A 12974-nucleotide genomic window follows, 5' to 3' on the forward strand; every position below is an offset into this window, starting at 1 on the left:
CCCCCACTCCCCCGCTCCCCCGCCTCCAAATGCACGGTATAGGCAAAAAAATCCAGCCTGCGATCGGCCACGATGCGGGAGTCGAGCTGGCGCAGGGTACCGGCGGCGGCGTTGCGGGGGTTAGCAAAGAGGCTGTCGCCTCGCGCCTCGCGCTCCTGGTTGATTTGCTCAAACACGTCGAGGGGCAAGAAGGCTTCGCCCCGTACTTCGACGACGGCGGGCGGATGGTCGGTATTGAGCCGCAGGGGAATGGAGCGAATGGTACGCACGTTGGGGGTGATGTCTTCGCCTGAGACACCGTCGCCACGGGTGACGCCACGCACCAGCAGACCATTCTCGTAGGTCAGGGCCAGAGCGTTGCCGTCGATTTTAAGTTCGGCCACGTAGTCTACGGCCCCAACCTCGGGGGCCTGCCGCCGCCAGCGATCTTCCCAGGCGCGAAACTCGGCCAGGTCGAAGGCGTTCTCAAGGCTGTAGAGAGGAATGTTGTGGCGCACCGAAGTGAACTGGGTGGCGGGCGTTTCGCCGACGCGCTGGGTGGGGCTGTCGGGGGTAACCAGCTCGGGATGGGCGGCTTCGAGGTCTTGTAGCTCGCGGTAGAGGCGATCGTAGACCTGATCGGGCAGGTCAGGATCGTCGAGCACGTAGTAGGCGTAGCTGGCGGCCTGCAGCTGCGACCTGAGCGTTTGCATCCTGGCGGCGGTGGATTCGTCTGCGCGCTGGCCCATGGCTGGTTCATCTAAAATCGTCCGGTGGCTAGTGTAACGTTGCTGGGGGTTAATTTCCGCAGCGGTCGTCAGGGGTGAATAATGTCGGTACTATCCAAGGACTCGCTCTGGGCGGTGGGCTTACTAACGGCATTGATGGCCAGGGGAATGAGGGCGGTGGCGACAATTACCCCATAGTCTCTGGGGGCTAGGGGGGCAATGTGCAGAAGCTCTCCCAGGGCTGGTACGGCCAGGGGCAGCAACTGCAAGACCAAAGACCCGACGACGGCCACGATCAGATAAGGATTGGCGGGCAGGGGTGAATTATCTTGTCCTCGCCGGATCTCGGTGCGGCAGACCAGGGCGTGGAGCACCTGAGCCAGGGTGAGGCCCATGAAGGCAATTGTGCTGGCGGTGGCCCCGGCCCCATACTGGCCCAGACCATAGCCATAGGCAGCCAGGGCAATGAGGGAAATCACGCTGGCTTCCCACACCATGCGGCGCAAGTCGGTGGGATTGATAATGGGGGTGTCAACAGCACGAGGAGGCTGCTCTAGCACGGTGGGGTCGGCGGGGTCGAGGGCCAAACCCAGGCCAGGGAAGATATCGGTGACCAGGTTGAGCCACAGCAGTTGAATAGCGTTGAGCGGATCTCCGAGCCCGACCAGCGTGGCCACGGCTACCACCATAATTTCGCTGAGGTTGGTGGCCAGCAGATAGTGCACCACTTTGCGAATGTTGGTGTAGGTGGTGCGCCCCTGGGCGATCGCATCAATGACCGTGCCCAGGTTGTCATCTTGGATAATCACGTCGGCGACATCGTGAACGCCTTCGGTTTTGCTCGAGCCCATGGCCAACCCCACGTTGGCGGCCTTGAGGGCGGGGGTGTCATTGATGCCATCACCGACCATGGCCACAACTTTGTTAGCCGCTTGCAGCGTGCGCACCACCTGGAGCTTGTCGGCGGGGCTAATGCGGGCGAAGATATCGATCCGGTGGGTCAGAGACTGGCTATCGCCCTCGAACATATCGGCCAGATCGTAGGCATCGACAATGGTCAACTCGCCCTGACGGCCCAGCTTGACTTGCTCGCCAATGGCTTTCGCCGTAGCGCGCTGGTCGCCGGTCACCATCACCGTATCAATACCGGCCCGGTGAAAGGCGGTGATCAGCTCGGGCACCCCTTCGCGAATGGGGTCGGCCAGACCCACCAGGCCCAGCCAAGTGAGGTTTTGTTCGTAGGCAGCGGGGGCTAGGGGCGGCTGGCCAGACTCGAGGGGGATCGCCCGCTCGGCGATCGCTAGTACGCGCAGGGCCTGTTCGGCCATGGCCTGATTGCGGGTCTTGAGGTGCTGGCGATCGCTGGCGGTGAGCGGCGTAGGCCGATCGCCCAGCAGCCAGTGACTACAGCGATCGAGCACCTCGTTGGGGCTACCCTTAACAGCCACCAGGCCACCGCCCTCGGGGGTGCGGTGCAGGGTACTCATGAACAGCCGATCTTCTTGGCGCAGGTTAAGCGCCAATCGAGGATAGCGCTGTCTGAGGGGGGCCACGGCAATGCCCGCTGCGATCGCCAGGGTGAGCAGGGCATTTTCTGTCCCTGACCCTTGCAGGGTGGAGGTCTTATCTTCAGCCAGCATCAGCTGGCTTTCGTTGCAAAGCACGGCTACGGTCAACAATCGATCTAGGGCCGGAGACCCCCACAACGGCTCGACCGCTGAAACGTCTCCTGCGGCCAGGGCTACGGCCTGCACAGCCATGCGGTTAGCGGTGATAGTGCCGGTTTTGTCGAGGCAGATCGCCTGCACCGTACCCAGGGTCTCCACGGCGGGGAGGGCGCGAATCAAAATCTTACGTTGGCGCATGGTTTGAATGCCCAGGGCCAGCGTTGTCGTGGCCACGGCGGGTAGCCCTTCGGGTACAGCGGCTACGGCCAGGGAAATCGAGATTTTGAGGGCATGCAGTAGGTCGTAGCCTCGCCATGCGCCAACCGTAAAAATGACGGCACACACAACGCTACAGAGCACCACTAGCTGACCGCTCACCCGGCTTAACTGTCTTTGCAGGGGAGTATCTTGGCTCTGAGTCGTATCCACCAGGGCCTGAATAGCGCCCAGCTCAGTATTGGTACCGGTCGTCACCACCACGGCCAGCCCTGCTCCGCCGGTCACCAGGGTGCCCTTAAATACCAGGTTGTGCCGCTCGGGCAGGGGCGCGTCTTCCTCTAGATCGGCAGGCTGCTTGGCTACCGACAGGCTTTCTCCCGTGAGGGAAGACTCATCCAGACTGAGGCGATTGCCGTCAATCACTCGAGCATCGGCGACTACGGCCTGCCCAGCCTGCAATAGCAGCACATCTCCAGGCACAATTTCTGCACTGTCTACCGTGATCGCGCGGCCATCCCGACGCACCTGGGCCTTGGGTGACACCGTCTGCTGCAGCGATCGAATGATGCGCTCTGACTGGCTTTCGGTGGTGAAACCGATGATGGCGTTGATCACCACAACGCCCAAAATCACCGCCGCATCCACCGGGCTGCCGGTCATCTCAGAGAGCAATGCCGCCATGGCTAACAACCCCACGGGCCAGCTGATAAATTGCTCCACCCAAAGCCCCAGGGCCGAGCGGCGATTGGCCGCTGGCAAGGTATTGGGGCCGTAGTAGCTAAGGCGATCGCGGACGACCTCAGCCGTCAAGCCGACCTCAGGATCAACATCCACCAGGCTCAGCACCCTGACCAAGGGCAAACTGTGCCAGGATTTTAGACCCCCCTGGGCTGGGGGGATATCTTGCCGAGATCTAAGTCCAAAAGCCATTGCTGAGCAGGGGCAAGCGGTTGTCTTACCCTCAGCCTAGGTGACAGCAAGGGGGCCAGGGCAAAGCTGCATCACAACGCAATATTGAGGCTTCATCCCAATCCCCCTGGGCAATCTTAGACAAGCTAATTCTAATTACTGCTTCCCTGTCTCCTTAGCCCCCTGGCTCCGCTGCCGCCCAGCCATAGGCCATAACCATCAAACTTGCGCCACCGCCTACGACTAGCCGGTGAGTTGTGATATAGGTATACACCTGAGTTCCTGCATCATCTGCACTGTCTAACCCATGTCCAATCCCTTGCGCTTCTTGCTAGGGTTACTGTTAGCCCTTGGTCTATCGCAAATTCCTATGGTTGCCATTTCTCTCACCTACCCGCCCAGCCTGCAACAGGATCAGGTTGATACCTACCACGGCGTGGCGGTACCCGACCCCTATCGCTGGCTCGAAGATCCCCAATCGCCCGCCAGTCGCGAGTGGATTGAGGCCCAAAACCGAGTTACCTCGGCCTACCTAGAAACGCTGCCAGGGCGACAGACCATCAACGATCGCCTAACCAAAATTTGGAACTACGAGCGTTACACCACACCCTTCAAGCGGGGCGGGCGGTATTTTTACTTCAAAAACGACGGCCTGCAAAACCAGAGCGTGCTCTACACCCTGCCCAGCCTGGAGGCCGAGCCCACGGTGCTGCTCGACCCCAACACCCTGTCAGAGGACGGCACCGTTTCTCTCAGCGGCATGGCGGTGAGCGAGAATGGGGCCTACCTGGCCTACGGACTCTCTACCGGCGGCTCCGACTGGGTCGAGTGGCACGTGCGCAACATTGCAACGGGCGCAGACACCAATGACCTGCTGAAGTGGGTGAAGTTTTCCAGCGCGTCCTGGACCCACGACCACCAGGGTTTTTTCTACAGCCGCTACGACGAACCTGACGAGAGCACTAAGCTGGAGGCGGTCAATTACTACCAGAAACTCTTCTACCACCGCATTGGCACCCCCCAGAGTGAAGACGTTCTCGTCTACGAGCGCCCCGACGAAAAAGAGTGGGGCTTTGGCGGCGACGTTACAGAAGATGGGCGGTATTTAATCATTTCGGTATGGAAAGGGACTGACCCCGACAACCTGGTGTTCTATAAAGACCTGAGCCAGCCCGACAGCCCTGTGGTGGAGCTGATTTCGGAGTTTGAGGCCAGCTACAGCTTTGTCGATAACGAGGGGTCGCTGTTCTGGTTCACGACAGATCTGGAGGCCCCCAAGGGGCGGCTGATTGCGATCGATGTTGGGCAGCCGGCGCGATCGCACTGGCAGGAGATTATTCCCGAGGGTGACGACACGCTGGAGGGAGTCAGCATTCTCAACCACCAGTTTGTGGCCGATTATCTCAAGGATGCCTACACCACCATTCGCATTTTTTCGCTGACGGGGGAGCTGGTGCGCGAGGTCGAACTGCCCGGCATCGGCTCGGCAGGGGGCTTTGATGGCAAACCAGAAGACACCGAAACCTTCTACAGCTTTACCAGCTTTACGGTGCCCAACACTATCTACCGCTACGACATGGTGACCGGCCAGAGCACCCTCTACCGTCAGCCGACGGTCGATTTTGACCCCAGCGCCTACACCACCACCCAGGTGTTTTACCCCAGCCAAGATGGCACCCGCATCCCGATGTTTATTACCCACAAAAAAGGGATTGAGCTAAATGGGCAGAACCCAACGCTGCTCTACGGCTATGGGGGCTTTGGCGTTTCGCTGACGCCGTCGTTTGCGGTCAGCAATCTGGTGTGGATGGAGATGGGTGGCGTCTATGCGGTACCCAACCTGCGCGGCGGCGGCGAGTACGGCGAAGAGTGGCACTTGGCGGGCACCAAGCTGAACAAGCAAAACGTATTTGACGACTTTATTGCAGCGGCAGAGTGGCTGATGGCCGAGGGCTATACGTCGTCGCAGAAACTGGCGATCGCAGGCGGCAGCAACGGCGGCCTGCTGGTGGGGGCCTGCATGACCCAGCGCCCCGACCTGTTTGCGGCGGCGCTGCCCGCCGTGGGGGTGATGGATATGCTGCGGTTCAACCAGTTCACCATTGGCTGGGCCTGGGAGTCGGACTATGGTTCGCCCCAAAACGAGGATGAGTTTAAGGTGCTCTACGGCTATTCGCCGCTGCACAACCTGGAGCCAGGGACGGCCTACCCAGCGACGTTGATTACCACTGCCGACCACGACGATCGCGTAGTACCGGCCCATAGCTTTAAGTTTGCGGCGGCGCTCCAGGCGGCCCACAAGGGGGATGCCCCGGTGCTGATTCGGATTGAGACCAAGGCGGGCCACGGAGCGGGCAAGCCGACAGCAAAGGTGATCGAAGAGGTGTCGGACAAGTGGGCGTTTTTGGTGGCGAATTTGGGGATGGCGTTGTAGGTTAACTTCAGCTCGCCGTCCCTTCCTCGGAGGGGTGCCCGCAGGGCGGGGTGGGTGAGGCTCGGATCAGAAAGCTACATTCTTTATAGGATCCCTTGCAGACCCACCCCTGCCCACTTCGCCAGGCTCAGCACAAGCCTCCCAGGAGGGATAATCATGCACTAGGAAGCGGGGTGAGCCGCTAATAACCGTTGCGCGGCCTGAATTCTAGAGGTTTCTCCAAGCAGGATGCACGCCGACAGTACACTCAGATCGATCTCGGCCAGAGCTGGTATGCCGCTGCGAGCAACCCTTTCGTATTGACCAGATTGGTGGTGGTAAACCATCAGGGAGCCGTCTTCCCACATCCAGACTTCATCAACCCCCAGGGCTTGATATCGTTCTAGCTTAGCGGCATTGCCGCTGGTGAAATTGACTTCGACCGATAGCCTGTAGCCGTCAATCTGATACGACTCGTCGGCTTCGGCGGCGGCGATGCCTTCTTTCTCCTGGGTCATTGACCCGGTGGGCTTGAATTCAAGGCCGCGATGGAACAAAAACGTCTCGATTAAAAAGCCGATGACGCTTTTAAACAGCTCGTGGGCCTCGCCGGGCATAAGGATTTCAATGGTGCCGTTGTAGAAGAATAGTCGGAGCCCACGGGTGTTCTCAAAGCCTTTTTGCAGGTGCTTAAACTGCTCCCAGGTGCGCCCCGGCTGAATGGTGCGAATATCGCCATGGCCGGTTTCAACGCGAATGGAGGAAGGACTGCTGGCAAGGGTCATGGGTTTGGCAACGTGCTATGACCATGATAGCGACGGGAGGTTGCCATCACCATTTTGATGGGTTGCATGGATGCAGCTGGCCGTCAGCCCAGGTGAGGGAATTGTGTGTGATGTAGTGGCGCATGGGCTGGAGCGATCGCTCGTTCCGAATGATGTGGTCGTAATAGTTGCGCTGCCAAATAGTTGCGCTGCCAAACCGGTGTGCCTGCCGCATCGCGCCGGGTGTTGATGCGTTTGGTTGTAGCCGATTTGTAGGAACGAATAATCGCTGAAATCGATCCTGGAGGCATTTTGCCAAATACCCGGGTATAGGAGGTGTGTGGTGTATCGCCAGGATTTGCGTAGGGGCATAGCAGTGTGTCGCCGGGCGGGGTACAACCTTACAGCGCGTGACACATGCAATGCCCCTACAAACCGGGGGTATGCAGGCAGGATTTGGTCTTAGGCCTCTGGCAGCAGATCGCCAAACTGCTGGCGGTAGCGGGCAAGTTCAGCTTCGAGCTGGGCAACCCGCTGCTGTTCTTGACGAAGCGACACCGCCAGTTCCTCCGGGATGAGCAGCTTCTCGCCCGTATCGAGGCGATAAAAGCCGATCAGGGTGTCTTCTACGACGAGGCGCAGGCTCAGCCGCTGGCTAATGCCGTCGGTAATGGCGGTGTACTCCTCCCTCTGCAGGCGATAACCCTTGAGCTTTTCGGGTATCCAATCGCCCTTGGGGTCAAACAGCCAATACTCCTCGACCTCAAGCTGTGCGTAGAGGGTTTTCTTAAACGACTGGTCTTGCTCCTGGGTGCCCGCAGAGGTCATTTCAAAAATGACGGCGGGGGTTTGCCCCTCTTGCCAGATCTTGTAGTTGTCGCGGCCCCCGGGCTCGACATCAAAAATCACCATCACATCGGGGGCCACCCGTAGCTTGGGAAACCCCTGGGCGTAGTAGAGAAACTGATTGCTGAGCACAGTTGCCTGCTGCCCGGCTAAATACTGCCGTAGCACCTCCAGAGTGACCAGCATGGCGTAGAGATGCACAAAGGTTTCAGCCACAGGCTCACCGTCTGCGGAGGGATAGATGGGCGTAGAAACTTGGGGAACGATCGCCGTCATGGTCGTTGGCTAGGGCAGCACCCCAGGCGGCAGGTAGGGGTTGGGTCTAGGTTTAATTGTATCTGAACCCTCCCTCGACGGCCCCATCTCCTGCCTCTCTGCCCCAGTCTCACTACCCCTATCTCATTACAATAAATAGACTCTCCTCAGTTGCCAAAGCCCCGTGGTTGTTAGCCTCACCCCCATCACCGACTATTTCGCCACCCGAGGCTGGCAACCCCTCGCCTTTCAGGCTGAGACCTGGGCGGCTTACCTGTCGGGACGCAGTGGGTTGGTACAGGTGCCCACCGGCTCAGGCAAAACCTATGGGGCGGTCATGGGGGCGATCGCAGAGCTGATCGCCCAGCCCAGTGAGGGGCTGCACCTGCTCTACATCACCCCCCTGCGCGCCCTCTCGCGCGACATTGAGCAGGCGATCAAGGCCCCGATTGAGGCCATGAACTGGGGCATCTCGGTCGAGTCGCGCACGGGCGACACCAGCTCATCACGCAAGACCAAGCAGCTTAAGCAAATGCCGAATATTTTGATCACCACGCCCGAGTCCCTGGCGGTGATGCTGTCCTACAAGGGCGGGGCCAAACGCTTCAAACACCTCCAGGCCGTCATTCTCGACGAGTGGCACGAGCTGATGAGCTCGAAGCGGGGCACCCAGGCAGAGCTGTGCCTGGGGCAGCTGCGATCGCTCCAGCCCACTCTCCGCACCTGGGCCATCTCCGCCACCCTGGGGAATCTGGCCGAAGCCGCCCAAACCGCCGTGGGCCTGGGCTCCGAGCCTGTGATTATTCGCGCCGACCTGAAGCGCGACACCGTGATCAAAAGCATTCGGCCCGAGTCCGTGGATACCTTTCCCTGGGCGGGGCATTTGGGCCTGCGCATGTTCGAGACCCTGATTGAGGCGTTGGATCTGGAAAAATCCACCCTGATTTTCACCAACACCCGCAACCATGCCGAGCGCTGGTACCAGGCGCTAAACTTTGCCCTACCGGAGGAGGCCAAAAGCATTGCCCTGCATCACGGCTCAATCGATGTCAAGGAGCGGGAAGCGATCGAGGCCGGGGTGAAATCGGGCGACATCAAGTGGGTGGTCTGCACCTCATCGCTGGATCTGGGTGTAGATTTTCAGCCGGTGGAGCGGGTGGTGCAGATCGGCAGCCCCAAAAACCTGGCTCGGTTGTTGCAGCGGGCGGGGCGCAGTGCCCACGTACCTGAGGGCACCTCGGAGGTGTTCTTCTTACCCACCAACGCCCTGGAACTGCTGGAGATCTCCGCCTTTCGTCGGGGTCTAGCCCTGGGCGATATGGAGACTCGTCGCCCCCAGCACAAGCCCTACGACGTGCTGGTGCAGCACCTGGTCACCCTGGCCTGTGGCGATGGCTTTGAGCCCCAACAGACCCTGAAAACGTTGCGCCAGACCGTCGCCTATGCCGACCTCACCGATGAAGAATACCAGTGGATCTTAGATTTTATTGAAACCGGCGGCCAGTGCCTCGGGGCCTACCCCCGCTACAAAAAAGTGGTGCGGGAGGAGGGTCTTTGTCAGGTCAGCGACACCAAGCTGGCCCGCAATCACCGCATGGGCATTGGCACCATTACCTCTAACACGTCGGTCAAAATCGTCTACACCAACCGCCGCGAAATTGGCACCGTAGAAGAAGCGTTTGTATCGCGGCTGAAGAAAGGGGATGTGTTCTTCTTCGCCGGACGACAGCTGGAATACTTTCAAATCAAGGACATGGTGCTCTACGTCAAAAGCACCAAACGCAAATCGACCGTAACCCCCTCCTGGGGTGGCGGCCAGATGGCCATCTCCGATACCCTCAGCCATCACCTGCGTCGCGAGGTGGAGTGGGTGCGAGAGGTGATCAAAGAAGTCAGTGGCTCAGCTTTCCCCCAATCAGTGGAATCCACCTTTGACGAGACTAGCTTCCCCCAATCTCTCGTTGGAGAAGATCACGCCATTACCCCCCTTAACAAGAGGGGCAGGGGGCATTCTTGCCGGACACCTGACGAACATCAAGCTGACTACAAGCCAGAAACCGCCAACGCCGAAATTCTCACCATCGCCCCCATTCTCGCCGCTCAGCAGCGGCTCTCGACCCTGCCCAGGGCCGATGAACTGCTGGTCGAGAGCTGCAAAACCCGTGAGGGCCAGCACCTCTACGTGTTCCCCTTTGAGGGACGGTTCGTCCATGAAGGGCTGGGATTCCTATGGGGCTACCGTTTTGCCAAGCAAAAAACGGCGACCTTCACGATTTCGGTCAACGACTACGGTTTTGAAATTCTCGGCCCCAAGGGCTACCCCTACGAGGATCTCTTCTCCAGCGCCTTCTTTAGTTTAGAAAACCTGGCCGATGACATTCGCGCCAGCCTCAACATTTCAGAACTCACCCAGCGCCAGTTTCGCGGCGTGGCCCAGGTGGCCGGGCTGGTGTTTAAGGGCTATCCGGGGTCGCGCAAAACCTCTAGCCAGCTCCAGGTCAGTACGTCGCTACTCTACGAGGTGTTCACTAAGTACGAGCCCGACAATCTGCTGCTCAAGCAGGCCGAGCGAGAAGTGCTGCAAGACCAGCTTGAAACCCATCGTCTAACTCAAACCCTAGAACGGCTCGACCAGCGATCGGTGGTGTGGCAGGAGACTAAACGTCCCTCCCCCTTGGCATTCCCCTTATTGGTGGAGCGGTTGAATTCGCGGATGTCGAACGAAACCCTATTAGAGCGCATTCAGCGCATGAAAGACCTGTGGGAGCAGCGCTAGTACAGGACAGAGCAGCCCCGCCAGACGCTTGTGCGCTCTATGCCTATGGTAAGCATTGCGGGATTGTTAGCTAACCGGGGCAAAGCAGCGGGCGATTCGCGAAGCGATCTGTTCCGGAATCGCGCTAGGCTGAAAAGAAGCCGTTATCTGGGTTTCCATGCCTACACCAGAGTCTGCCCCCCCGACCTCCGCCCCCACCGTCGCCGGGGGCTTTGATGCTCAGCATCCGCCTGACCCCAAGCTGATCGATGCCTGCGTGCACTGTGGGTTTTGCCTCACCACCTGCCCCAGCTATCGGGTGTTAGGTACTGAGATGGATTCACCCCGGGGCCGCATCTATCTAATGGATGCTATTAATACCGGGGAAGCGCCATTGTCGGCGACCTCGGCCCAGCATTTTGACTCGTGCCTGGGCTGTTTGGCCTGTACGACAGCCTGCCCCTCAGGGGTGCAGTATGACCAGCTAATTGCGGCGGTGCGGCCCCAGGTAGAGCGCCACCATGAGCGCTCTTTACCCGAACGACTGGTGCGATCGCTGATCTTTAGCCTGTTTCCCTACCCTACGCGGCTGCGGGCGATCGCTGGGCCGCTGTACCTCTACCAAAAGCTGGGGCTTTCGGCGCTGGTCAAGCAAACTGGGCTGCTGGCCAAACTCTCTCCCAGCCTGGCGGCCATGGAGACCCTGCTACCCCCCATCACCGCCGAAAGCTTTCAGGATGACCTGCCGGAACTCGTTCCCGCCGTGGGCCAAAAGCGCTACCGAGTGGGCATGGTGCTGGGCTGCGTACAACGGGTCTTTTTCTCCGATGTGAACGCGGCTACTGCCCGGGTGCTCAGCGCCAACGGCTGCGACGTGGTGATTCCCCACCGGCAAGGATGCTGCTCGGCCCTACCCGCCCACCAGGGGCAGGAGGCCCAGGCCCAGACCCTCGCCCGCCAGATGATCGATTGCTTTGAGGCAGCCGAGGTCGATTTTGTCGTTATCAATGCCGCAGGCTGTGGCCACACCCTGAAGGAATACCACCACATTTTGCAGGATGACCCTGAGTACCGCGATCGCGCCCAAGCCTTCGTCGCCAAGGTGCGAGACGTGCAAGAATTTCTGGCTCAGGTGGGTCTGACTACCCCACTCCACCCCCTGGCTGAGGGCAAATTGCCCATCGTGTATCAAGACGCCTGCCACCTGCTCCATGGGCAAAAGATCAGCCTTCAGCCCCGGCAACTCCTCAAACAAATCCCCGGTGTAACCCTGCGGGAACCCATCGATGCCGCCCTCTGCTGTGGCAGCGCTGGCGTCTACAACATGCTAAATCCGGAGGTGGCAACCGAACTCGGCCAAATGAAGGTCAAGCATCTGCTGAATACCGGCGCAGCGCTAGTGGCCTCTCCCAACCCCGGCTGTTCCCTGCAAATTCAGCAGCACATGGCTCAGCAAGACGGTGCTCTACCACTGTTTCACCCCATAGAGCTGCTCGATTTTTCCATGCGCGGCGTACCGTTGCCACTGGTCAAATAGCCGACCAGGTGACTGTATGGCTAGCCATACAGTCGGGCATACCCCAAACCTATACGCTCAAAATGGTGTCCTATTTAACATGGTGTCCTATTTAACTAAGAGTGTTCCAACTCAATACCTATCCGGTGTCTCTCCGCGACCGGCCCAGTGGGCCAAGTTCGCGTTCCTGATCGGGCTGTTTTTTAGGTGGAATACTCTAAGCAGCGCCCAAAATCGTCTTCATGGGTATGCTAGAACTCCAGGCCTAATCCAGGCCCATTGAATTTAGTTGGCCGCTACAATGACCCCTCTTCATCACCGTCGTACCCAGCTTAAAGCCCAGCTACTTCAGCAAATTGAAGCGCTCCAGCCTGAGTTGGCCCTGCTGCCCCATGAGCACCCAGACATTGACCAGATGATCTGTGAGCTAGAGTCGCTTACCCCGATCAATCAACCCCTGCGCCAGGAATATCGGCCCCTGCTGTTCGGGTCTTGGGCGTTGGTCTATGCCTCACGGGGTACGGTGGTGACCCGCCGCATCAACCTCCCCCTGCCGATGCCAGTAGGCATTCGGCGGATTTGGCAGCGGCTGGCGGGGCCAGAGGAAACCGGCACCGCTATTACCTCTGAAAATGGGGCGGTGCTCTCGCTACCATTTGTGGGCGAACTGACGGCAACGGCCCAGGGTATATGGCAACCCTTTGAGGAAGGGGAGAGTGCTCAGGTAAGTTTTGGGGCCTTGACGGTGCAAGCCACCCGCCTGTTGGGCATCGCTGGGCTGCATCTGCCTCAGATCACGGTGCCGATTTTAGATTTTCTGCGCCAGGAGGCGCTATGGATCACCTCTTACCTGGATGATGATTTGCGGTTCGGACGGGGCGTCACCGGCAATTTGTTTGTGTTTAGGCGCTAGGTGACCCGTC

General features: G+C 59.4%; 8 protein-coding genes and 1 pseudogene. 4 read left to right on the top strand and 5 right to left on the bottom strand.

Translation table 11 applies throughout. The annotated features are described in order from the left end of the window. Both ligA and IQ254_RS09710 read right to left on the bottom strand, forming a co-directional pair. Positions 1 to 728: pseudogene (gene ligA / locus IQ254_RS09705) on the bottom strand (NAD-dependent DNA ligase LigA); the annotation flags it as partial. A gap of 68 nt (positions 729 to 796) precedes the next feature. Further along, complete coding sequence (locus IQ254_RS09710; protein ID WP_193965977.1) at positions 797 to 3523, bottom strand: cation-transporting P-type ATPase; 2727 nt, start codon at positions 3521 to 3523, stop codon at positions 797 to 799. A 349-nt stretch (positions 3524 to 3872) separates the two neighbouring features. Between IQ254_RS09710 and IQ254_RS09715 the strand changes: the two genes are divergently transcribed. Continuing rightward, positions 3873 to 5936 carry a prolyl oligopeptidase family protein gene (locus IQ254_RS09715; RefSeq protein ID WP_193965978.1) on the top strand — a complete coding sequence of 688 codons (2064 nt, stop codon included), beginning with the start codon at positions 3873 to 3875 and terminating at the stop codon, positions 5934 to 5936. Between the two features lie 161 nt (positions 5937 to 6097). On the opposite strand, the gene IQ254_RS09720 is transcribed toward IQ254_RS09715, so the two are convergent. The 3 genes from IQ254_RS09720 to IQ254_RS09730 all read right to left on the bottom strand — a co-directional run bounded on the left by IQ254_RS09720 (position 6098) and on the right by IQ254_RS09730 (position 7801). Further along, entirely contained in the window at positions 6098 to 6700 is a 603-nt protein-coding gene (locus tag IQ254_RS09720; RefSeq protein WP_193965979.1) for a Uma2 family endonuclease, read from the bottom strand. A gap of 46 nt (positions 6701 to 6746) precedes the next feature. Next, positions 6747 to 6914, bottom strand: a complete 168-nt coding sequence (locus tag IQ254_RS09725; protein ID WP_193965980.1) for a hypothetical protein — start codon at positions 6912 to 6914, stop codon at positions 6747 to 6749. A 227-nt stretch (positions 6915 to 7141) separates the two neighbouring features. Further along, on the bottom strand, positions 7142 to 7801 hold the full coding sequence (locus IQ254_RS09730; protein ID WP_193965981.1) for a Uma2 family endonuclease: 660 nt from the start codon (positions 7799 to 7801) through the stop codon (positions 7142 to 7144). A 163-nt stretch (positions 7802 to 7964) separates the two neighbouring features. Between IQ254_RS09730 and IQ254_RS32430 the strand changes: the two genes are divergently transcribed. The 3 genes from IQ254_RS32430 (at position 7965) to IQ254_RS09745 (ending at position 12964) form a co-directional block, all read left to right on the top strand. Beyond that, a complete protein-coding gene (locus IQ254_RS32430) occupies positions 7965 to 10556 on the top strand; it encodes a ligase-associated DNA damage response DEXH box helicase (protein ID WP_193965982.1) in 2592 nt (863 codons plus the stop codon). A gap of 157 nt (positions 10557 to 10713) precedes the next feature. Continuing rightward, positions 10714 to 12072 (top strand): (Fe-S)-binding protein, encoded by a 1359-nt coding sequence (locus tag IQ254_RS09740; RefSeq protein WP_193965983.1) that lies wholly within the window; start codon positions 10714 to 10716, stop codon positions 12070 to 12072. Between the two features lie 280 nt (positions 12073 to 12352). Beyond that, entirely contained in the window at positions 12353 to 12964 is a 612-nt protein-coding gene (locus tag IQ254_RS09745) for a PAP/fibrillin family protein (protein ID WP_193965984.1), read from the top strand. Positions 12965 to 12974 lie beyond the last annotated feature (10 nt).

Origin of the sequence: Nodosilinea sp. LEGE 07088 (genome assembly GCF_015207395.1) — a bacterium.
Lineage (GTDB): Bacteria > Cyanobacteriota > Cyanobacteriia > Phormidesmidales > Phormidesmidaceae > Nodosilinea.